Here is a 22,186-nt window from a genome sequence, read left to right on the forward strand (position 1 = left end):
CATTTTCAATAAAAAAGTCACTATGTTATTGTGATTTCAGTTGCTTATGTGGTGTGGCGGCTAGTTTTAAACTGTCTTTTCTCTCAAGAATTTATGACGATAACCGATGAGTAGATGAATAAAATATAATACGTCGGTTATTATAAGGTTGTATTGTGGATAGAGAAAGATTTGGTCGTTATTTAATTTTAGATCACCTAATAGATGGTGGGATGGCAAAAATTTGTCGTGCTAGATTTCTAGGTGAGCAAGCGGACAAAGTTGTGGCCATAAAAATGGTTCAACCTCAATTCTCAAAAGATGAAAATTTTAGAATTATGTTCATGGATGAAATTAAAACTACTTTTGGTCTCTTACATCCAAATATTGTTCAAACATACGACTATGGAATGCAACAAGATCAACTCTTTGTTGCAATGGAGTATTGTGACGGACGAAATCTAAAAGAATATTTAGATAAACTAAAAGAAAGAAAATTTGTTTTTCCTGTCGAAATTTCAGTTTATATCATTACCCAAGTTTGCCAAGGTTTGCATTATGCTCATACTTTGACAGATAAATTAACAGGGAAAGATTTACAAATTATTCATAGAGATATTTCTCCGCATAATATCATGCTGACTTTTGATGGTGCAATTAAAGTCATCGACTTTGGTATCGCTAAGACAGAAACAAATTCAGAAGCAACACAGGCTGGAACAATCAAAGGGAAACTCTCTTATCTTGCTCCAGAATACTTAGAGGGACATGAGCTTGATCCTCGTTACGATGAATTTGCCGTTGGTATTACACTTTGGGAAATGCTTTGTTCTAGAAAGCTGTTTAAAGCTTCTAATGATCTTGCTGTTTTAAAGAAGATTCAGGAATGTAAAGTTCCAGCACCTTCTAGTATTAACCCTAATGTTCCTAAAGAGCTTGATGAAATAGTTTTAAAGGCGTTAAGCAAAGATAGAAATAAGAGATTTGAAAACTTAGACCAACTTAACAGAGCTCTTATTAAGTTCCTATATTCTAACTATCCTGATTTTAATTCATCTGATTTAGGATTCTTTGCAAAAGAGTTATTTAAAGAAGAGATTAAAAAAGATAGAGAGAAGCTATTTGAGTTTGGAAAAATTGATTTAAAACCTTATCTTGAAGATTTAAAGAGGGAACAGATTGGTGGAACTGGAGGAGCTTCTAGTTCTGAAAGAGAGTCTGTAGAGTCTGATGCAAGTCCTGCAGATAGAGGAAAGGAGCAAGTTCTCGACTTTGGGTTTGAAGAAGAGGAACCACTTACAAAAACAAAGACTAGGGCGAGATCAAGAGCTCAAACTAAGTCTAGTGTTGATATAGATGAGAAATTTGGTCATCTGGCCGATGGAACTCAAGAATTATCAATAGGAAAAGCTAGGCCAAAGACTGTTGTAAATAAATCAATCGATGGAAGTACACGAAAAGTTTCAAGACCAGATGCTACTAAAACCAGAAAAACATCTTCTGGTAGAACAACTATTAAGAAAGTAAAAAAGAAAAAAGACAGTGGATTAGTTACGAAAGTCGCCTCAATTGCAGTTCTTGCTGGAGGATTATTCTTTGGGTATTCAAATATGAATATGGTTAAAGAATTAGTAGGGCTTGAAGTAAAGTCAAATCCAGCCACTCAAAACACTACTAAGAGAATTCCTTCGTCTGATACTCAGAGTGAAGCAGGTGTTGATGTCATTAAAGAAGAGGCTGGAGAGGCTACGATCACACTTAAGGGATTTAATAAGCATAAGCAGAACGTATTTATAGATGGTAACCAAATAAAAGTGGATTTTTTAAACTCATTCAAGGTTGCTTCTGGAAAAGATCACTGGTTGAGAGTTGAGACTTCTGGACGTAAGCACTTTATTCAAAAAATTTCACCAGCAGAAGGTGATAATGAGAGTATTGAAGTTCAAGAAACTAGCTATCAAGGATATGGATACTTAAAGATGTCTAGAAGTTGTGCTAGAGGAAGTATTAGCTTTACTATGTTTGGAGAACCCAGAGAGGAAGAGCTTCCATTTAGAGGAAGAAGAGGGATTCCATTTCCAATCAGTAGTAAGAATACAGAGAAGGGTGTTCCAACTCCTCAAAGTATCTTCTATAAGATTGGAAAGCAAAATATAGAAAGAAAAATCGACTTTGAATTAATTGAAGATGCAGTTGTCGATTTCTGTGAACTAATTATTTAAAAAAAATCTCTGAATTGCCTCGTAATAGATCAAGGCACCATTAATCAAGAACATTAATAGAACAATTCCATAGCTTATAAAATTATAGGCTGTGGAGTTCGTGAATTCTCCCATTATGTCGGGGTCATTACAGAGATTGATGATAAAGAGAAGAATAACAGGTATAAGAACACCATTAATAACCTGAGTCCAAATTAAGATATTGAAAAGATTTATTCCCGGAATAAGAATCATTGCCGCCGCAATTAAGATTAATAGTGTGAATATTGTAAAGAAGTTAGGAGCTTCTTTAAAGGTCTTATCCACACCAGATTCCCATCCCATACCTTCACAAACATAGTAGCTTGTCGCTAGAGGAAGTAGAGCTGCTGAGAATATAGAGGCATTAAATAATCCAACTCCAAAGAGTATGCTTGAATATTTTCCCGCAAGTGGTTCTAATGCTCTTGCAGCGTCTGCTGCTGTATTGATATTAACTCCTGCGCTATGAATAGTTACTGCGCAGCAGATAATAATAAATATTGTTACAAGAAACATAAAGAAGCATCCAACTATTACATCAATCTTTGAATGCCAGAGGTGCTTTGTTGATATACCTTTTTCTACTACTGCAGATTGAATATAGAATTGCATCCATGGAGTAATTGATGTTCCAACAAGGCCCACAATTAAGGGCATATTTTCCGATGTTAAAACATCAAAGTCTGGAATAAATGTTGCCTTAGCAACCTCTCCCCAATCTGGTCCAATCATAAAGCCTGATACAATATAAGAGAGATAGATGGCACAACCTGCAATGAAAATTCTTTCGACTGTTTTATAATTACCTTTTGTGATGAGAAGCCAAACAAATAGAGAACATAAAGGGACTGATACATACTTTGAGATACCAAAAATTTCACCAGCAGAGGCTATCCCTGCAAATTCGGCCATAGTGTTTCCAAGATCAGCGAAGATAAGTAGAAACAGAGAGTAGAACGTTACTTTGAGGCCAAACTTTTCTCTGATTAGATCGGCAAGTCCTTTTCCTGAAGCAATGCCCATTCTTGCAGACATTTCCTGAACCATAACAAGTGCAACAGTAATTGGGACAAGTGTCCAAAGTAGTTTAAAACCAGTCCTTGCCCCTACTAGAGAGTAGGTTGCTATTCCTCCAGCATCGTTGTCTATATTGGCCGTAATAATTCCAGGTCCAACAATAGAGAGAAGAATTAGCAGTTTAGTATAAAGGCTAGGTGAGCCCTTTTTCTCTGTTTTATCGTTCATTTAGTAACCGTGGTAGTAAATCATCAATGGAGATAATTCCGAGTAGCTCATTAGAATCATCAATGATAGGAGTGTAAATTAAATTATACTTACTCATAAAGCTTGCAACTTCCTTCCAAGGAACATTGGGCTTTAAAGATTTTATATCTTTTGTATTCATAATTTCACAAACTTCAATATTTTCTTTCTGCGTAATTAGCTGTCTAAGAGAGCAATGACCTATAAGTTTGTGATCAGCATCTACAACATAGATGGCGTAAATTGTTTCGAGGTCTTCATGTTCTTCTTGGATTTTTTCAAGGATGTCAGACTTCTTATCTTTTTGCTCAACATAGAGATACTCTGTAGACATTAGTCCTCCGGCAGTATTCTCTTGATAGACTAGTAGTTCTTGGATCTCTTCTAGAATTTCATCATCTTCAATTCTAGAAATAATATCTTCTGCTGTAGCCCCTCCAATTTCATTGAGAATATCGGCAGCATCATCAGTGTCCATCTCTTCAATAATGTCGGCAGCTCTTTCAGGGTCTTCATTCTTTAGAAGTGTTGCTTGAAGTTCATCGTCGACTTCTGAAAGAGTTTCAGCAGCCATTTTAGCATCTAGATTATTAAAAATAATTCCTCGTCCATGACTGTCGAGATCCTCTAGGATATCTGCAAGGTCAGCTGGATGGAGTTCTTTAATATCTTCATTGGATAAGTTTAATTTTACTGAGGATTGAATACTTTTATTAGGAATTGCATGAACAAATTTCCAGTTGATAAGTATTTCACTTGATAGATATTTTGAATTAGGTCTTATGATACTAACAATCTTATCTATAAAGTTTTCATAACCAAGCCTTCTGATCATTGACTTTAAACCAATAGCCGCGTGAGTGACTCTTAAGTTGCTTCCGGCCTTGATCATTTGAATATCGTTTACACGAACGACTTTCTTTCCAGCAGTATCAACAATCTGCCTATCTAGAACAATTTTTCCAAGAGGAGGATATTCGACTGTGTCTCCAGTGAATTGATTCGCTAATATTGGAGTAATAACTCTACTTGTAGTGGCCTTAGGGTAAGTTCTACTTCTCCCTTGAAAGCTATTATTCTTTACAATAATTTTCTTATGTGAATATTCAATAATATCATTCCATGAAATATAGAACGATTGCCCTGATCTCTTATACTGGATTGCAAGAACGAGTGGATAAACTTCTTCATAATCAACAAAGAAGTCACAGAGCATACCAAGCTTTATTCCATCTTCATTTATGATTTTAGTACCAATAGCATTTGAGAAATGAATTTGAATGTCGTAGAAATTTTTAAATATACTCATTAGTCTTCACGCTCTTCGTTTCTCTTGCTCTGTTTGAAAATATTATTCTTACGCATATTTATAAGTCTCAATACTTCAGAAGCTGTTTCTTCGATTGCTTTGTCTGTTACGTTAAAAACTGGCCATCTCTTATTTTCACTAAATAGATCGTTGGCCCATTCAAGTTCTTCGATAACTTTACTTTGTTCTGCGTAATCACCAGTGTGATTTGCAGCTCCTAAGTTTGTTAATCTCTTTCGTCTAATTTCAAGTAGAGCATCAGGGTTAATAGTAAGAGCAAATATTTTTCTTTGATCTATTTTAAATAGAGAATCAGGGATTTCTGTTCCTTTTATTAGAGGAACATTTACGACTTTTACCCCATGCTGGCTTAAATAAACCGAGAGTGGAGTTTTTCCTGTTCTTGAAATTCCAACAAGTACAACATCTGCTAAATTTAAACTTTCTAGATTTCTTCCATCATCATGGTTTAAAGTAAACTCCATAGCTGCAACACGTTTAAAGTATTCATCATTAACGGCATGGAGTAGACCAGGCTCTGATTTAGGTTCTTGTTCAAAGTAATTTGAAAAAGCAGTAAGTGCGTGCCCAATTAAATCTAGCGCACGTACGTGACGATTTCTTGCTACAACACCAATATAGTCTCTTAGTTCACTCGTAACTATTGTATAGATAATTAAATCATGATGAATGGCCGCCTCAGTGAAGATGGCATCAACTTGTTCATTTGTTCTCACATTCTTAAAGCGAGTGAAGTAAACTTCTCGATCAGGAAATTGAGTCATGATGGCCCTAGAAATAGCGGTTGCTGTCTCTCCTGTTCCATCTGAAATAATGATAATCTTTAACTTTCTTGGAAGTGATGCCATAAAAATTCCTTTTATTAATTTTAACAAATTTAATGGCTTAACAAGAGATTGAGAAAAAAAAGCCTAGTCTACTTTTAACTTTGAAATGACTAAATTGACTATATTATTCTTGTCTTTGAGAGGGTGAAATATATCTTTAGGGGTCACTTTATTAAAGAAGGTTCTTTGAGACTTCGCTAGTTGTCTAGTTGATATTGCGATGCGCTCAATATATTCATTTTGGGTTGAGAATTCTCCATTAATAAATTGTATTGTTTCTTTATAGCCGATAGAGGTGAGGGGTTTTTCTTTACCTGTGAATCCGTTATTAAGAAGATTCCTTACTTCCTCTATAAGTCCACTCTCAATCATTTTAGAAGTTCTATCTTTAATAATACTCCAGTGTTCATCTTTTGGAAGATCTAAGTAGATATGAATAATCTCAAAACCTTTTAGTCGGTTAACTGAGAAGTCATAAGGGTTATTTTTTTCGGCCTTTTCTTTTTCAAGACTAATTGGAGAGCCAGTTGCTCGGAAATGCTCATAGGCCCTAATATTTCGGTAATGATCATTTTCGTGAAGAGCTTCAAAAGATATTGGATCATTTTCTTTTAGAAACTCCCTAATAAAGGAGATTCCTTTTTGATTATACTCTTTCTCTATTGATAATCTGAGTTCTTCGGAGATAGGGGTTGAATCATACATTCCTTTAATAAAGGCCCTTACATAGAAGGCTGATCCACCCACAAATATAGGAATTTTTCCATCATCGATTAAATTGTCTAAGGTCTTGTCAGCTAATTCTAAGAACTCAGAAGCATTTAGAGGCTCTTTAGCACTTTTGATGTCTACAAGATGGTGTTCATAATTTTGAAGTTCTTCTTGAGTAGGCTTAGCTGTTCCTATGGAGAGTTCTTTATAAAATAGTAGTGAATCAAAATTTACAATCGCTGGCCTTAATCCTACTCGGATAAGTTGATCATATATATTCATACTCGTAGATGTTTTACCAGATGCTGTTGGACCAGAAATAATGATGATTTTCTTAGTAGTCATTTAAAGAGCTTTTCTAAAACTTTATTATCTAAATTTATAATGGACTTTGTTTGTAGTGCTTCTATCATTGAATAGTCTTTAAGAATATGAATAATTGAGAAATCGCTTAAAAAGAAATCTCTAATATCTAGGTTATTAATTAGTTCTTTTAAAACGTCTTCAAAGTTTTCTTTACTGAGTTCTAGGTGATTAATCTCTCTTAGAATATCACTTAAAACTTCTCTAATATTAAATGAGTCAAGGCAGCTTGGAATAGTTCTTAGTGCAAATGTTTCTTCATCAAGTTTATCTATTTCTAGTCCAAGGCTCTTTAAAAAATCTAAATTACCTAGAATTTTATCACCCAATTGAAAAGGTTCACTAATTAAGAGGGGAGTTGTTTGGGACTCAATATAAGGGAAGTTTCTTTTAAAATCATGTAGCCAATAATTGATAAAGAGTGAAAAAGAGTCAATCATTGACTTAGTAGAAGTTTCATCTTGATAAATTAGGTATCTATCATTGAGTCTATTTAGTTGAATAGGGTTGGAATCTTCATTGATCGTGGCAGTTGTAATCTTCGATCGATCAAAATTAAAGCTACTAGGGCGAGTGCCTTGGTTGCTATAAGTTGAAAATGGATTATTAGAAAACATTTGTAGGCCCTGATCTCTTTGTTCTGATTCTGAAAAGAGCTCTTCTTGTGGTCTAATTAATTCTTCTGTATTTTCATCAATAAATTTTTTAATACTCGCAGAGACTAGTGAGAAAACAATATTCGCCTTAAAGAATTTAACTTGTGTTTTATTAGGGTGAACATTTACATCAACTTGAGTTGGTGGAACGTCTAGCATTACGCAGTAGTGTCCAGTCTCTCCAAATGGCCACACTTTCTCTAGAGTTCTAAGTATCGAGGCGTGAATTTGTCTGTCAGTAAAGAGTCTTCCATTTACAAAGAGGTATTGACCTTTTCCGGCATTGCCTTTACTTGTTAGTGCAGAAGCAAATCCATGAACGCTATGACCTTCATATTCGCCAGAAAACTCATAGAGTTCTTTATTGCTAGCATTCTTAGGTAGAATTATTGTCTTTATTCTCTCTTTAAGATTTTCTTTTTCAACAGGTTTAAAAATACTCTTATCTTTATCATCCCATTTCACTGAGAATTGTGTTTGAGGGTTTGTGAGAATGAAGGCATTGATAATTCTCTTCATGGCATTCTTTTCACTAGTCTTAGATTTAATGAATTTTAATCTAGCGGGTGTATTGAAGAAGAGATCTTTTATAAAGAGGGAAGTTCCGTGCTTCTTTCCTGGGACGGGTGTGTGAGACATTTCCTTTGCCCCATGAATAACAATTTTTCCACCATTCTTTGGATTAGATTTAGGGGTAGAAGAGCAAGTTATCCTAGAAATGGCTGCCATAGAAGCGAGGGCCTCTCCTCTAAAGCCAAAGCTGTAGAGATTATAAATATCTTCAAATCTTTCAATCTTAGAAGTCGCGTGTCTACAAAATGCATAGGGAAGGTCTTCAAAGAGAATCCCATCACCATTATCTTCAATAGAGATGAGTTCAAGTCCATTTTCAATAATCGTAATTTTTATATTTGTAGAGCCTGCGTCGAGCGAATTTTCGAGGAGCTCTTTAACGAGTGAGGCCGGTCTTTCAATTACTTCACCGGCCTTGATCTGATCTATTAAATGCTCCGGAAGGAGATTTATCTTATGCTGTTTTTCTTCTAGGGTCATTGCGCTCGATAGAAGTTTACTTGGTTTCTTCCACCTTCTTTTGACTTATAAACTGATTCATCAGCTCTCTTAAAGAGGTCTGTTCCATTTGTAACTCCTTGGCGATAGTCTGCAACACCAATAGAAGCGGTTACTGGAAGAATCTTTCCTTCATAGTTAAAGTCATGATCTTGAACAAGTTTTCTAAGTCTTTCTGCAATTTCAAAAGACTGTTTTAAATTTGTCTTTGGAAGAAGAATAACAAATTCTTCCCCACCGTATCTAGCGAAGACATCGTTATCTCTAACGCCACCGCCTCTTATTATATGAGCAAGTTCTTTAAGAACGAAGTCTCCAGCATCGTGACCATAATTATCATTAAGTGATTTAAAGTGATCAAGGTCAAAGAGGATTAGTGAAAGAGGATCACCTGTTACTTTTGACTTCTTTACTTCAAGTTCAATTCTATTATTGAAGTATGTTTTATTGTAACAACCTGTGTGTCCATCAGTATTGGCTTCCATACTTAACTTGTCGTAAGTTAGTCTCTCAGGATCTCCCTTTGGGAGAAACTTAAGGGCCATACTTCCAAGCTTAATCATATCGCCTTTACTTAGAGCAACAGATCCTTCAATTTTCTTATTATTTAAAAATGTACCATTCTTTGAACCTGTATCTTCAACAGACCAGTTGTCATCACCTTGATCTACAACTTTAAAATGATGTCTTGAAATCCCATTAAACTCTAGAGGAATTACATTGTCTGCATTTCTTCCACATGTAACTTCTCTTTGATTTAAGTCAAAGATTGTTCCATTTAAATCTCCACCAACAACTAAGAGGGCCGCAGACTTTTGTTCAGCTTCTTTTTCTGCTGAAGCCAACGCTGCTTTAATGTCGGTTAGTACAACTGTAGAATCGTCACTCATTTTTATACCTTTCTTCTTATCAATATCTGAAAATATATATGAATTTATTGTTGTTAACTACTCACAATTCTAGCCCCAAGGGCCTCTTAATACAACTGCTTACATTACTTCCTAGTCCAATTGAAATACTCAACTATTTGCAAGCTTTTCATAGGCGTAGACTTTTCCAAGTTCGACTCCTGGTTGGTCAAATGGATTCACATCTAGATAATGACCCATTAGAGCAGTTAAGCTTTCAAAGAAAATAATAAGCTCTCCCATAGCTTCGGCGTTATTCTCACTAATCTTGAAATGAATATGCGGTATGCCACTTTCTTTTAAGGCCTTTATCGTACCATAAAGCTCGGCCTTCATGAGGTCAGATAAATTATGCTTAGATAACTTATTGAATGATGGATAATCGAGCTTTGAGTTAAGAGAGAAGTCACAAGAAAATTTCTCTATTTCCAATAAAAGAAGGCACTTGTCCATCGGACCTTCCATAAATAATTGCATTTGAGAGTGCTGATCTGTAGCTCCATATCCAGGAATAGGAGTAAGCCCAGTGAAGACTTCTTCTCCCTTAGTATTTAATTTCTTTCCTAAGCTCTCGGCCCAAAGTTGAACAAACCAAAAGCAGAAGTCCCTAAGCTTTGATGAGTAAGGCATGAAAACTGTCTGAGTAATGTCGAAGTTTTTTAGATCGAAAAGTTGAGAACATGTATTTAAAAGCTCATTATTTTTAACATCTTCATTAAGACAATTAGCAGCACCTTTCTTTGCTCCTGCTAAAAGCTGATAAATATCAATATTTGCGTAGAGTGCTGGAAGAAGTCCAACGGGGGTTAGAACACTGAATCTTCCACCAATATCAGATGGAATATCAAGAGTTGGAATATCTAGGTCATTTGCTAAGTCTAGGAGAATACTTTTCTTAGGATCAGTTGCAAAAACAAATTTCTTCTTCCATTCATTTTGAGTTAACCCTTTTTCCTCTAGCCAGTTAATTATAAGGGCCATGGCCGCAGTCATTTCTGCTGTTCCACCTGATTTGGAAGCGAAGTAGAAGAGGGCGTCGGCGGGGTTAATCCCTGTCAATTGATCTAGAATTCTTTCTGGATCAATATTATTGATAAACTCAAAACGTACATCACTCTTTCCAAGAGCAGACACAAGCATCTCAGGACCAAGTGAGCTTCCGCCAATTCCAACGTGAACAAAAGTTTTAATGTCTTTATTTTTAGCATAGAAGTCTTCGCAAGATTTTGCGAGCTCTACATTATCTGCTAATTGAAAGAAGCCAATGCTTGGGTCTTTAATAATTTCTTTAAAGGCGTTGAGTTTTTCAGTTAAAAAACTCTCGCTAAAAAGTGATTGGTCTTTATCAAAGGGACTATTTAGCTCAATATTCATCTATACGTACTCTTGTTTTAGACATCTTCCGATGACAACTTTTTGAATTTGATTTGTTCCTTCTACAATTTGAAGAACTTTTGCATCTCTCATAAATCTTTCAACAGGATATTCGCTAGTGTAACCAACTCCGCCAAGGACCTGTACTGCATCTGTCGTTACTTTCATCGCAGTATCAGTTGCTTTAAGTTTTGCCATACAGGCGATTTTTTGATTTTTAATACCGCTATCAAAATTTCTTGCGGCTTCTTCGACTAAGAGTCTTGAACACTCAATCTCAGTTGCCATATCAGTCATCATAAATTGTAGACCTTGAAAGTCGAAGATTGGTTGGTTGAATTGTTTCCTATCAAGAGAATATTTAACAGCTTCATCTAGAGCTCTTTGAGCGAGACCGACGGCAATTGATCCTATTGTAATACGACCACGGCTTAGAGCACTAAGGGCGATTTTGAATCCCATTCCCTCTGTTTGAAGAAGGTCAGAGTCTGCAACAAAGCAATTTTCAAACACAAGCTCTCTGGTTGGAGAGATTTTCCAACCCATTTTATTTTCTTTCTTGCCGTATGTGAAACCTTTTGCTCCATCTCTAACAATGAACGCTGAAATTCCCTTATGTCCTTCGACACCAGTGCGCGCCATAACGATATAAGTTTTTGCAATTCCCGCTGAGGTAATCCACATTTTTGTACCGTTTAGAATATATCCACCCTCAACTTTCTTTGCAGTTGTTTTAAGTGCAGCAGCATCAGATCCTGAGTGAGATTCTGAAAGAGCGAAGGCCGCAATTTCTTCACCACTTGTTAATGCCGGAAGGTACTTCTTCTTTTGATCTTCATTTCCAAATTCATTTAAAATAGACTGAGACATAACAGAAACTGAAAGAGTGACAGCATAAGAGACTGAAGATTTTGCAAGCTCACTTAGAACCACACAGAGGTCTTGATAAGTAAGTCCAGCTCCGCCGAACTCTTCTGGAATTGTAACTCCCGCTACGCCTAGCTCTCCAATTTGATTATAAATATCCATTCTAAAGTTTTCATTGTGGTCATCTTCTTCCATATGAGGTTCGATTTTATCTAGGCAAAATCTCTTTAGTTGATTAGATAATTCGAGTTGTAATTCACTTAACACGTAAGTTCCCCTGCTTGATTTTCTTGTTAAATTTAGAGTGGATAGTAGCAAAAAACTCAATGATTTAGCAATATTAGAAGAGGGAAGAAGAAAAATGAGACCTAGTTCTAATAACTTATAGTATTGGTATCTTTGAATTATGAGGAGGGAGCGTTCTTTGAGAAAAGTATAGTGGCCCTAATTTCTTAGGGCCATGATTTTAATTAGCAGTTTTATTAAGGGCAAGTAGCTCTTTTGCAATGATCATAATCATCACTTCATTTGTTCCGGCACCAATTTCATTTAGCTTATTATCTCTCATCATTCTTTCAACTGGAAACTCTCTTGAGTATCCGTATCCACCGTGAAGTTGAATAGCATCTAATGCAATTTTTGTCGCCATCTTAGGAATTTGAAGTTTTACCTGAGCCGCAACCATCGGTCCTTTCTTACCATCATCGTATTCTTTGGCAACAGTGTATAAGAATCTTCTCATCATCTCAGTTTCAGTGGCCATTTCTGCAATCATCTTCTGAATCATTTGATAATTACCAAGAGTTTTACCGAATTGTTCTCTCTCTCCCGCATACTTTACACATTGATCAACGCAGGCCTGAGCAATTCCTAGGGAGATTCCAGCGATTGTAATTCTCTCAAGTTCTAGATTCTTCATCATATGGTAAATAGAGTCACCTTCATTTCCAACAAGGGCAGAATGAGGAATTTTACAATTATCAAAGACAAGTTCCCCAGTCGGTGATGCTCTCATCCCCATCTTATGAATTGGTTTTCCAACAGAAAATCCTTCGGCACCTTTTTCAATAATGAAGGTCGAAAGGTTCTTTCTCTCTTTTCCAGTTCTTGTATAGACGTAGGCCACATCTGAGTACTCAGCGTTTGTGATCCACATCTTTGTTCCGTTAAGAAGGTAGTGATCGTCTTTCTTTTCAGCTTTTGTTTGAATACCGACAGCGTCTGAACCGTATTCTGGTTCACTCATTCCCATACAACCGATATGCTCACCAGAAATAAGTTTTGGGAGGTATTTTTCTTTCTGCTCTTCTGAAGCATTATTTTGAATATTATTTACACAAAGGATTGAGTGGGCGAGGTAGCTTAAAGTTGAAGAGGCACAGGCCTTTCCAAACTCTTCCATAACGATCGTTGCAGCAACGGCACCCATTCCTGCTCCACCATACTTTGGATCGGCGGTAATACCAAGGACTCCGAGCTCTCCCATTTTTCTGAAAGCTTCAATATTAAAAGTTTCATCTGTATCGTGCTTCTCCGCAACTGGAGCAAGTTCTCTACGTGCAAAGTCTGCGCAGAGTTCCTTAATTTGTTTTTCTTCTTCTGTAAAAAACCACATTTAATAATCCTTTTGAATTCGCAGGTCTATTTTATTGAGTGTCTTCAATGACTTATTGTGAAATTGACGCAATTTTTATATCAAATGGAGGGAAAGTCTGACAAGTCTTAGGGTCTTCGCGAAATTCTATATAAAAGATGCTTTACATCATTTTAAACAAATTGATAGAATTTTAAGGGTTTAAGGAATAATCATGGAAGATATAAGTGCAGACACGAGGTATTCATTGAGTCTAACGACACCTGTGACTAGAGATGCAGACGCAGTATTTCCCGGAGAGAATTGGTTTCTTTACTGGAAAACTTCATCATCTCTATGGAAGACTAAATTAGAAGAATTTAGTAAGGGTGATAAGATATTAGTACCAGTAAATTGGTCTTTTCATTCAGACACGGGTGATAGCTACGATTTTGCTGAAACGAAGCCAGAAACAGATTTAAAGAAATTATTTGATATTGCTTGTGAGCTAGGAAAAGAGATTACTTTCCTTATGCCACTTACTCCAGTTCCTTTCTTGGTAAATGGTGGAGTTCCGCATCTTCTTGCAAGATCAATCTCTCTAAATAAAGAAGGCATGGCCTACGGTATAATTGATAACGAAGAGAATATTAATAAACTCTATTCCTTTTACGATCCAAGAGTTTTTCAAGCCTATTCGAAATTTTGCTCAAAGTTCGGACAATATCTTTCTGAGAGTGGAATCACTTCTGATGTCTACGGCTATATTTGTGGAAATTTAGAAAATGATGAGTACGTCAGTTACTTAGATGATTATTCAAAAGTTTTTGAGCAGGCATTTAGTAGATTTCTCAAGGCCCGTGCTCTTAGAGATAATTCTGAGTTTCAAGGCATTGAGTCCATCGAGGAAGAGGCCATTGTAAAAAGAGAATTTTCCGAAACAATTACATCACTTTATTTAGAGGCTTTAAGTGCTGGAGTTGGTGCTAATTGGGAAGGGACATTGAAGTTTTCTTTTCTAGGAGGATCTTTAGAAGACCTTTTAAATAGAATGAGTGCCAATGATTTAAATTCAAAATACTCCAAAGATATTTCAAAATGTATTGCAAGAGGAGTTATTCCTTCGTCTATTCTATTACCACAGAGAAAGAAGAAGGGAGTTTTGGGAAGACAGCTTTCTGAGATGGTAGAGGGGACTTTCTTAGCTCAAAAGCTTTCAGAAGACGATGTTTATGAAAATGAAGGTGTTCACTTTAATACTTTAAATATTTTCAACCTTGTTCGCTTTGAAGATGGGGCAAAAACTTGGAGTAGCTTAGGGTTAGTAGACGCTTTAAATACTGATTTCTATAGCTGTTTTTCTTATATTGATAAAGATTCATTTGGATGGAGAGAGGGGAAGAATGTCTTAGATCAGTTCTTCTTCGTGCAAGGTGCAGAATTGATTGAGAGTGACTTTAAAACAATTCTTAAAATATTTATGAATGGTGGAAAAGTTATACTAGATAGCTCTGAACTTGAAACTAGATTAGCAAGAAGATTGGAATCGTTCTTTCTAGAAAATAATTTAGAAGTAGAAAAAGTAAACTTTCTCACTGAAGTTTCTTACGCTCAATTAGGAGAAGGGAAGCTCATTGTCTTTAATGGTGAAAAACTTCTTACCCGTGGAATTATCGATCGAGTAAACTTTTGGAAGAAGCTCATCGGAACTTTTGAAGTGCAACATATCAGTGTTGAAATTTCCGATAATATTGAAGTCTTCTGGAGAACTAGAGGCTCTTCTGTTAATGAGCTTAACTACGAAGAAGTAAGAAGACTTAGTATTTACAACCCAACAAGTTATAAGAAGAAAGTGAAATTAAAATTTGCTAAGAACTTTGCTCTACTAAAAATAATTGATGAATATAATTGTGATCTTTCAACTCAACAGCATGAAATTCAGGGAGAGCTCTTGCCAGATGGTTCGTTCTCTATTGATTTCGGTGTTTTTTCATAGGTGGATAAATGGATAAGTTAATTGCAATTTATAGGTATAAAAGTCCAATGAATGATTTATCTCACTCTCAAGGCTCTTATTACTTACTCCATGTTTTAACTAATGAAGGTGCCATAAAGCCTGAGCAATTAGAAAAGTATTGCTATGAGTTTAATGTTCAAAATCCAGAAAATGAAATTGGACTTGGACCTTTTATCAGTGTTGATGAAATTACAAAATTCTGTTTTTATATTTGCGATGAAATGAAACTTCCATATATAAGTCTTCACTCAATGGATGAGTTTAATTCAATTATTGAAGAGTCTTCAAAAGTTAGTGATCTCCTCGATTCATTAAATAACAGAGGGAACTTAATTGAAAATATCTCAGTAACTCAAAGAAAATCGTTTCTACAAAAGGTTTTTGATAGAACTTGAATGGAATAGCATTCCTTCTAACTAATTGAAATTACCAGAATTATCAAGAAAAATTGAGGTTTCTCTACCTTATAATAACTCTAATTTTTGCTAAAATTCCTAAGTAAGAAATATCTACTACAGGGAAGTTATGCAAGCAAAGATTATATATTTTGATGAGAATATTGAAAATCATCTTAAATTAAAAACAGTTCTTTCAAGTAATTTTAAAACATCGTTCTTTAATAATAGAGAAATTTTACTGGATACTCTTGTTAAGAAGAATGATATCGACCTCATTCTCTTAGATGATTGCGCTGCCGATGGGAAGTTCTTTGATTTCTTAAACGACTTATTGATGATAGTTGATCGTTTACAAGTTGGCCTAGTTTTAATTTCGTCTTCTGATATTGTAGAAAATAGAGTGAAAGCGTTTTCTTATGGAATTGATGATTTTGTCACAAGACCAATTTCGATGAACGAGTTAAACGCAAGACTAATGAATAAAGTGCAGAAGTATAGTCAGTCCACAGCTCTAGAATTGAAAGTGGGAAATTTATTTTTAAATATAAGTGATCAAAGAGCATTTATTCAATCTGAAGACAGACTACTTACTCCAATCGAGTTTAAGATTCTTTTAACATTGGTTAGAAATCCTGAAAGACTACATACTAAAGAGTCCCTTGTTCAGTCTCTATGGGTTGATAGCCGTTATGGAAAATCTAAATCAATTGATACACACATTTGTAATTTAAGAAGAAAAATTAATGGCTTTGATTACGCAATTAAGGCGAGTAAGGGAAGAGGCATTAGCTTAGTGAAAGATAAGTCTGCTGAAGCTAGTGTTTAATAAATTTTAACTTTACACTAATGGCCTTGTGATCCGAACCATCAAGGTCAGAGTGAACTTTCGAATCAACGATTTCTAAACCTTTTACAAAGATGAAGTCTAAAATCCATCCGAACATCTTTTTTCTATCATCATTCTTAAACGTGACTTCTGTCATCCCAACTTCTTTTGTAATCTTCTTTAGAAAAATCTGTTTTTCCAGAGTCCAAGTGTTGAAGTCTCCGGCAAAAACTGAAGGACCATTATGTTCTTTGATGATGTCTGCAGCATCCTTGAGTTGGGAGTGAAGTGTAAAAGATGAAACAAAATTGATGGCGTGAATATTCACAATAAGTAGTTCTTCGCTTGAACCTTTTATAGGGTACTTTGTAAATAAAGTGATTTTTGGAGTTGAGAGAATTGGCTCTCTCTTCTTACTTCTTAAAAACTTCTTCCATGAAGGAGAATATTTAGCACCTGTTGCAACACCTGTTCTTTGAGAGTTTTTTTTGTAGATAAATGAGGTTGCTGTTGTGAAGTTTGCTTCTTCTGTATTGTTGAAAATTTCTTCCACTAGCGGAATTGTAAGCATTTCCTGTAGGAGAAAGAAATCAAACGAAGGAGTTTGAGCAGTGAATTGTTCTTTCCAGTTTTCTTTATTTGCTTTGTAGATATTCCAGACAAAGACATCTATTGTCTCTTTTTCAATTTCAGTTTTCTTTGAATGACCAAAGGGCTTAATAACATTATCATCTTCAGGGACTTCTACTCCAAGCCATGCATTGGCACTATTTTGAAAATTTATAAATAAGAGTAATCCAAGAGCTAATATCTTCATATGATCCTTTAAATCCTTTTCGTCTATAGTTTAACGAAAGTTTAAGGTATTTAAAATAATGATTTTTTAATCTTGCGTAACGTCCTGTTAATTGATGTAATTAGGTATGGAAAAAAAGAAGATATTTCTGCTCGACGATGAGCAAGACATGCTAGATACCATCTCTGAAATTCTCTCGAAGGAATTTGATGTTGTTGCTGAGAATAACTGTTTAAAAGCGATAGACATGCTCAAAGTAAATAAATTTGATGCAATTATATTAGATATTAATATGCCGATGATGAATGGACTTGATGTATTTAGAGAAATATCGAGATTTATTGACCTGACTAAGACAGCTGTAATGTTCCTTTCAAGTATTACAAAAGTTCAAACAAAAGTTGATGGACTAGAATTAGGTGCTGATGACTATATCTTAAAGCCAGTGCTTTCCAGAGAATTGCTCGCGCGTGTAAACAATAGAATTAATAGACTATCTAAGGACACGCCGGTAATTTATAGGCATGGGGCAACGAGAGTTATAACAGATACTCAAAGAGTTGAAATTAACGGGGAAGTTGTTGATTTAACACCTACGGAGTATAAGATTCTCTACGTTCTATGGAAGAATGCGGAGAGAATTGTCACAAAGGAGCAAGTCTCTGAAAGTGTTTGGGCCACAAATGATGTTGGACACCATACTATTGATACTCACATTTCTAATTTAAGAAAGAAGCTCACTGATCCAAGTATTGAAATTCGTGTAGTCAAAGCGAGGGGAATTGTACTCAATCTGCGAGTGTAAACTTTCCCTGAACGCTTGTGTAAGCCCTTAATAAGAGTTATGTATTCCTCTGTAAAATTTATTCTGGGGAATTCACTTGAGTGAAAAGAAAACTTCACTATATTCATTAACGCTTGAAGAGCTAAGAGACCACCTAAAAGAAGGTGGCTTTGCCAAATTCGCAGCGGATCAAATCTATAATTGGATCTTTAAAAGATACGAGTTTGATCTAGACAAGTGGTCCAATGTTTCTTCAAAAATCAAGACACATTTTCAAGAAAACTTTGATCTCTCTATTCCAAAAATTGTTTGGAATGGGGTCAGTACTGATGGAACGAGAAAATTCCTTGTGGGTATGAGTGACTCAAATACTGTGGAAGCTGTAGCGATTCCAGCAAAGAATAATAGACTCACTCTCTGCGTTTCATCTCAAATTGGGTGCGCTATTGGCTGTACTTTCTGCCATACAGGTACGATGGGCTTAACGAGGCACCTTACTAGTGGAGAAATTATCGGTCAGTACGTCGCTGTTACGAAGTGGCTAAAAGAAAATGTAGATGAGGAATCTAGGCTTACAAATATTGTCTATATGGGACAAGGAGAGCCTCTCCATAATTTTAATAATGTAAAACAAGCAACACGTGTCTTTATGGAAGAGAAAGGGATTGGGCTTGGGCAGAGAAAGATCACTCTTTCAACTTCTGGTTTAGTTCCTCAGATTGAAAAGCTTCAAGACTTTCCTCCCGTGAATGTGGCGATCTCTCTTCATGCAGCTCATAATAATATTAGAACAGAACTCATGCCTATCAATAAGGCCTATGACCTCACAAGACTATTCGACGCGATTAAGAAAATACCTCTTAAGGCCCATAGATGGATTACTTACGAGTATATTCTTATTGCCGGGTTAAATGATAGAGTAGAGGACTTGGACGGTTTAAGCGATCTTCTAGACAAGAAGGTTTCTAAGGTTAATTTAATACCTTTTAATGAGTATCCAGAGTCAAAGTTTAAGAGACCAAGCGATGAGCAAATAAAATGGTTTCAGGATGAATTGATTCGTAGGGGATATATTTGTACGACGAGAATTACTAAGGGAACTGATATTCTTGCAGCTTGTGGTCAACTTAAAAGTGAGCACGATAAGCTAAATCTTTGGGCGGATTAGTCTGCTTCAGAAGGATCAAACGGCCATGGTTCAACCTTTGGCTTCTTTGACTTTGAAGATGGCTTTCTCTCGGAAGATGGAGTTCTCTTCTTTTTAGGGGTCACTTCAGGCTCCGAAGCAACATCTCTATCTGGAAGGCTTTCTTCTTCTACTTTATACTTTGAATCCCAATCACCTTTCTTTATTACCTGACCAGAATGGTCTGGGTGTCTTGAAATTTTGATTTCAGGAGCTTGATAATTCTCTGCAGAAGCACCAAAAGTCACTAATAATAAAATTGTTGCTAGAATTGCTTGTCTCATATTGACTCCATATTCATTTTCTCAACTATTTATCGACATATTACTAAAAAACATTAGGGAATCTTTTGTGTTAAGTTTACGGAACCTATTGTTTTTGGGAAGATATAGGGAAATAATAATTTTTCCAAGATGGAGAATTCGAGTGCAAACTAAAAACAGGGCAGTTATTGGAATCCTTTTAATGGTATTCCTTTTCTTTATAATTCTCATGGTCTTTGCGACCTATACTGTAAAAGTCTTTAATGACGAGTCTAAAGTCTTTGATACCCAAAATAAGAAAGGACAAATTGCAGTCGTTGAGGTCTCTGGCCCAATAATGTCAGCGAAAAATACGGTTGAACTTCTAGAGCGTGCTGAGAAGGATAAGTCTGTTAAGGCAATTATTCTAAGAATTAATTCTCCAGGTGGAGCCGTTGGTCCAACGCAAGAAATCTATGAAGAAATTAGAAGAATAGATAGTGCTTATAATCCTGAAGATAAAGAGTCTAAAGGGAAGCCAATCTACGCAAGCTTTGATGCAATTGCTGCTAGTGGAGGTTATTACTTAGGCGCTGCCACTAGAAGAATCTATGCTTCAGCGGGAACTCTTACTGGTTCAATTGGAGTCATAATGAACTTCACAGACCTTTCAAGGCTCTACGAATTTATTAAAGTAAAGGCCACTCCTGTTAAAGCTGGAAAATACAAAGATATTGGTTCACCTCATAGAGGCATGACGACAGAAGAGTCAGACATCATGAATCGTATGATCAAAGTTGTACATAGACAATTTATGGGTGCTATTGAAGAAACTAGGAAAGATAAGTTAAAGAAAGACATTATTGAACTGGCTCAGGGACAAATCTTTTCAGGAGAAGAAGCGAGGGACTTAGGTCTTGTTGATGAGCTTGGAGGCCTTTGGACAGCAGGGAGAGCTATTCATAAGGAGCTAAACTTGGAAGGCGAATTTGCTCTTAAATATATAAAGAAGAAAAAGAAGAGTGGCCTTTGGGATCTTGTTGATAATTTAGATCAAGCGACGAGTAATATTCGTCTAAGTACAATGGTAGATTACATGCCAATGTTAATATTTGGTAAATAGGAATATAAGTTGGAATTATATTTAGAATGGATTCAAGAATATCTTTTGGCCATCGTTGCGGTGGTTATAATGACAATTCTCTTCTTTCATTATCTTGTTGAAAAAGACACGGGAGTGAAGCTCTCAAAGAGATATAGAAATTCTATTTTTGAAGCTCAATCAAAAGTATTCTTAAATGCTACTCAGTATTTAATTTCTGGAAATAAAGACCTTGCGATTAAGGAAATACTAAACGCTGTTGATATCAACAGAGAAACAATTGAAACTTACTTCGCTCTCGGAGGGCTATTTAGAAGTAATGGTGAAATTGAAAAGGCAATTAGTATTCATAGGTCTCTTATTGCGAGAGAAAATATTTCTGAATCTCATCGTTTAAGAGCTTTGAAGGAACTTGCTATTGATTTTGATAAGGGTGGTTTCATAGATAAGGCGGTTGAGACTTATAAAGATGTTCTAAAAATTAATAGAGATCAATTCGAAGTGATTCAATCTCTATGTAGAATTTATGAAGATGTTGAAGACTGGGATCAAGCCTATCACTATAGAATAATGCTTTCAAAAGTGGGGCATAATAATCAAGCGGAGACGATCTCTCATATACTTGTTCAGAAAGCTAAAATTTTCTTTGAGAAAGGAGAGTTTTCTAAGAGTAGGGAAGACTTAGAGGATGCTTTTAGATTTGCACCTTCTGTATCAGCAAAAATCTTAAGACTTAGGGTTCAACTTCACGATGGAAATTTAGAGCAGGCAAAGTTCTCACTGCTAGAACTTTTAAAAGAGCATCCTATGTACGCCTCTTTTATTTTTGAATCTCTTGAACAAGGCTTTAAGGGAGCAGAGGAAGAGCAAGAACAATATAGTACAAGACTTAGTATGCTTAGAGATTATTTTTTAGAATTAGATGATAGTGAATTCTTAAATTCTCCATCAGTGATTCTCTCTAAAGTGAGACTTCTTAAGTCTAGAAACTTATTAGAAAAAGCCTATGCCATTATGAGTCCTTGGGTTGCGAGCCATCCTCATACTTCTCAGGCAATTTATAGCGAATACATTAAACTCTTAATAGACTTAGGAAAGAGTGAAGATGTTGTTAAGTATACAAAAGACTTTTTAAATAGTTTTCACCAATCATTAACGAAGCATTACTGTAATGAGTGTGGATATAATTCTGATGAAATATTCTGGCGTTGTCCCCAGTGTTATTCATGGGAAACAATCCAATTCCGTTGGAAGGTATAGTGAAGAAATTTTTAATATTATTCTTATTTTTAAATGTAACAATGGCCCAAGAACAAACGAAAGTTCTAGATAAGGTCATGTACGTAAATAAAATATTTGCTCAAGTACATAAGAGCCCTTCAAAGCATTCGATCTATTTGACAACGACTGAGTGTGGACATCCCGTGAAAGTATTTAAAATGATCTCAAAAACTCGTTCAAGAGTTCTCTTTAATAGGACTTGGAAGATTGTAAAAGTGGGATCTTACGATGGATATATGAACGGAGATTATCTTTCTGCGACAAAAGTAGAATGCTTTCAAGATAAGTACCCAAAGTTCTTTGATTCAATGAATCTAGAGATAAACGATATGTTCTATTGGGGTAAATTATATGACCAATATGTAACCGGTAAGTCGAGAGCTAATTAA

At 35.6% G+C, this 22,186-nt stretch carries 20 protein-coding genes; 9 read left to right on the forward strand and 11 right to left on the reverse strand.

Features of this window, described 5'->3' with window-relative positions; translation table 11 throughout:
• The first annotated feature begins 155 nt into the window (after positions 1-155).
• The gene (locus tag CES88_RS07110; protein WP_290732860.1) at positions 156-2,201 is read left to right on the forward strand and encodes a serine/threonine-protein kinase; all 2,046 of its coding nucleotides are present in this window, start codon (positions 156-158) and stop codon (positions 2,199-2,201) included.
• On the opposite strand, the gene CES88_RS07115 is transcribed toward CES88_RS07110, so the two are convergent.
• The 9 genes from CES88_RS07115 to CES88_RS07155 form a co-directional block, all read right to left on the reverse strand.
• A complete protein-coding gene (locus CES88_RS07115; protein ID WP_290732862.1) occupies positions 2,190-3,467 on the reverse strand; it encodes an Nramp family divalent metal transporter in 1,278 nt (425 codons plus the stop codon). The two genes, CES88_RS07110 and CES88_RS07115, sit on opposite strands and share 12 nt — an antisense overlap.
• A complete protein-coding gene (locus tag CES88_RS07120; RefSeq protein ID WP_290732864.1) occupies positions 3,457-4,794 on the reverse strand; it encodes a CBS domain-containing protein in 1,338 nt (445 codons plus the stop codon). Before CES88_RS07120 ends, CES88_RS07115 begins: the two co-directional genes overlap by 11 nt.
• Positions 4,794-5,663 (reverse strand): pyruvate, water dikinase regulatory protein, encoded by an 870-nt coding sequence (locus tag CES88_RS07125; RefSeq protein ID WP_290732865.1) that lies wholly within the window; start codon positions 5,661-5,663, stop codon positions 4,794-4,796. Before CES88_RS07125 ends, CES88_RS07120 begins: the two co-directional genes overlap by 1 nt.
• A 63-nt stretch (positions 5,664-5,726) precedes the next feature.
• Entirely contained in the window at positions 5,727-6,698 is a 972-nt protein-coding gene (miaA, locus tag CES88_RS07130; protein ID WP_290732867.1) for a tRNA (adenosine(37)-N6)-dimethylallyltransferase MiaA, read from the reverse strand.
• Positions 6,695-8,425: a DNA mismatch repair endonuclease MutL gene (gene mutL, locus CES88_RS07135; protein WP_290732869.1), complete on the reverse strand. Its 1,731-nt coding sequence runs from the start codon at positions 8,423-8,425 to the stop codon at positions 6,695-6,697. The genes miaA and mutL overlap by 4 nt, the downstream gene beginning before the upstream one ends.
• Positions 8,422-9,333, reverse strand: coding sequence for a GGDEF domain-containing protein (locus CES88_RS07140; RefSeq protein ID WP_290732871.1), 912 nt, complete (start codon positions 9,331-9,333; stop codon positions 8,422-8,424). The genes mutL and CES88_RS07140 overlap by 4 nt, the downstream gene beginning before the upstream one ends.
• A 129-nt stretch (positions 9,334-9,462) precedes the next feature.
• Positions 9,463-10,725 (reverse strand): hypothetical protein, encoded by a 1,263-nt coding sequence (locus CES88_RS07145; RefSeq protein ID WP_290732873.1) that lies wholly within the window; start codon positions 10,723-10,725, stop codon positions 9,463-9,465.
• A complete protein-coding gene (locus CES88_RS07150) occupies positions 10,726-11,859 on the reverse strand; it encodes an acyl-CoA dehydrogenase family protein (RefSeq protein WP_290732875.1) in 1,134 nt (377 codons plus the stop codon). It abuts the gene before it with no gap.
• 199 nt (positions 11,860-12,058) lie between these two features.
• The gene (locus CES88_RS07155; protein WP_290732877.1) at positions 12,059-13,207 is read right to left on the reverse strand and encodes an acyl-CoA dehydrogenase family protein; all 1,149 of its coding nucleotides are present in this window, start codon (positions 13,205-13,207) and stop codon (positions 12,059-12,061) included.
• A 193-nt stretch (positions 13,208-13,400) separates the two neighbouring features.
• On the opposite strand from CES88_RS07155, the gene CES88_RS07160 reads away from it, so the two are divergent.
• The 3 genes from CES88_RS07160 to CES88_RS07170 all read left to right on the forward strand — a co-directional run bounded on the left by CES88_RS07160 (position 13,401) and on the right by CES88_RS07170 (position 16,406).
• Positions 13,401-15,161, forward strand: a complete 1,761-nt coding sequence (locus tag CES88_RS07160; protein WP_290732878.1) for a hypothetical protein — start codon at positions 13,401-13,403, stop codon at positions 15,159-15,161.
• 8 nt (positions 15,162-15,169) lie between these two features.
• A complete protein-coding gene (locus tag CES88_RS07165) occupies positions 15,170-15,577 on the forward strand; it encodes a hypothetical protein (protein WP_290732879.1) in 408 nt (135 codons plus the stop codon).
• 130 nt (positions 15,578-15,707) lie between these two features.
• Positions 15,708-16,406: a response regulator transcription factor gene (locus CES88_RS07170; protein WP_290732880.1), complete on the forward strand. Its 699-nt coding sequence runs from the start codon at positions 15,708-15,710 to the stop codon at positions 16,404-16,406.
• Here the strand turns inward: CES88_RS07170 and CES88_RS07175 are convergent.
• A complete protein-coding gene (locus CES88_RS07175; protein WP_290732881.1) occupies positions 16,396-17,223 on the reverse strand; it encodes an endonuclease/exonuclease/phosphatase family protein in 828 nt (275 codons plus the stop codon). The two genes, CES88_RS07170 and CES88_RS07175, sit on opposite strands and share 11 nt — an antisense overlap.
• A 106-nt stretch (positions 17,224-17,329) precedes the next feature.
• On the opposite strand from CES88_RS07175, the gene CES88_RS07180 reads away from it, so the two are divergent.
• Together CES88_RS07180 and rlmN are read left to right on the forward strand one after the other, a co-directional pair.
• A complete protein-coding gene (locus CES88_RS07180; RefSeq protein ID WP_290732882.1) occupies positions 17,330-18,007 on the forward strand; it encodes a response regulator transcription factor in 678 nt (225 codons plus the stop codon).
• Positions 18,008-18,083: 76 nt separating this feature from the next.
• A complete protein-coding gene (gene rlmN, locus CES88_RS07185; RefSeq protein WP_290732883.1) occupies positions 18,084-19,154 on the forward strand; it encodes a 23S rRNA (adenine(2503)-C(2))-methyltransferase RlmN in 1,071 nt (356 codons plus the stop codon).
• Here the strand turns inward: rlmN and CES88_RS07190 are convergent.
• Entirely contained in the window at positions 19,151-19,456 is a 306-nt protein-coding gene (locus CES88_RS07190; RefSeq protein ID WP_290732885.1) for a hypothetical protein, read from the reverse strand. The two genes, rlmN and CES88_RS07190, sit on opposite strands and share 4 nt — an antisense overlap.
• A 142-nt stretch (positions 19,457-19,598) precedes the next feature.
• Here CES88_RS07190 and sppA point away from each other — a divergent pair, with 142 nt between their 5' ends.
• Genes sppA through CES88_RS07205 form a run of 3 tightly spaced genes read left to right on the forward strand, consistent with a single transcriptional unit; the run spans position 19,599 to position 22,186 of the window.
• A complete protein-coding gene (sppA, locus tag CES88_RS07195) occupies positions 19,599-20,537 on the forward strand; it encodes a signal peptide peptidase SppA (protein ID WP_290732886.1) in 939 nt (312 codons plus the stop codon).
• A 9-nt stretch (positions 20,538-20,546) separates the two neighbouring features.
• Positions 20,547-21,776: a hypothetical protein gene (locus CES88_RS07200; RefSeq protein WP_290732888.1), complete on the forward strand. Its 1,230-nt coding sequence runs from the start codon at positions 20,547-20,549 to the stop codon at positions 21,774-21,776.
• On the forward strand, positions 21,776-22,186 hold the full coding sequence (locus tag CES88_RS07205; protein ID WP_290732891.1) for a hypothetical protein: 411 nt from the start codon (positions 21,776-21,778) through the stop codon (positions 22,184-22,186). Before CES88_RS07200 ends, CES88_RS07205 begins: the two co-directional genes overlap by 1 nt.

The sequence above is a fragment of the Halobacteriovorax sp. JY17 genome, from assembly GCF_002753895.1.
Lineage (GTDB): Bacteria > Bdellovibrionota > Bacteriovoracia > Bacteriovoracales > Bacteriovoracaceae > Halobacteriovorax.

Coding starts and splice junctions, on each gene's coding strand:
- CES88_RS07165 (WP_290732879.1), top strand. CDS start 15,170: ATGGATAAGTTAATTGCAATTTATAGGTATAAAAGTCCAATGAATGAT.
- miaA (WP_290732867.1), bottom strand. CDS start 6,698: ATGACTACTAAGAAAATCATCATTATTTCTGGTCCAACAGCATCTGGT.
- CES88_RS07160 (WP_290732878.1), top strand. CDS start 13,401: ATGGAAGATATAAGTGCAGACACGAGGTATTCATTGAGTCTAACGACA.
- CES88_RS07125 (WP_290732865.1), bottom strand. CDS start 5,663: ATGGCATCACTTCCAAGAAAGTTAAAGATTATCATTATTTCAGATGGA.
- CES88_RS07190 (WP_290732885.1), bottom strand. CDS start 19,456: ATGAGACAAGCAATTCTAGCAACAATTTTATTATTAGTGACTTTTGGT.
- CES88_RS07180 (WP_290732882.1), top strand. CDS start 17,330: ATGGAAAAAAAGAAGATATTTCTGCTCGACGATGAGCAAGACATGCTA.
- CES88_RS07115 (WP_290732862.1), bottom strand. CDS start 3,467: ATGAACGATAAAACAGAGAAAAAGGGCTCACCTAGCCTTTATACTAAA.
- CES88_RS07170 (WP_290732880.1), top strand. CDS start 15,708: ATGCAAGCAAAGATTATATATTTTGATGAGAATATTGAAAATCATCTT.
- CES88_RS07175 (WP_290732881.1), bottom strand. CDS start 17,223: ATGAAGATATTAGCTCTTGGATTACTCTTATTTATAAATTTTCAAAAT.
- mutL (WP_290732869.1), bottom strand. CDS start 8,425: ATGACCCTAGAAGAAAAACAGCATAAGATAAATCTCCTTCCGGAGCAT.
- CES88_RS07140 (WP_290732871.1), bottom strand. CDS start 9,333: ATGAGTGACGATTCTACAGTTGTACTAACCGACATTAAAGCAGCGTTG.
- CES88_RS07120 (WP_290732864.1), bottom strand. CDS start 4,794: ATGAGTATATTTAAAAATTTCTACGACATTCAAATTCATTTCTCAAAT.
- CES88_RS07145 (WP_290732873.1), bottom strand. CDS start 10,725: ATGAATATTGAGCTAAATAGTCCCTTTGATAAAGACCAATCACTTTTT.
- CES88_RS07155 (WP_290732877.1), bottom strand. CDS start 13,207: ATGTGGTTTTTTACAGAAGAAGAAAAACAAATTAAGGAACTCTGCGCA.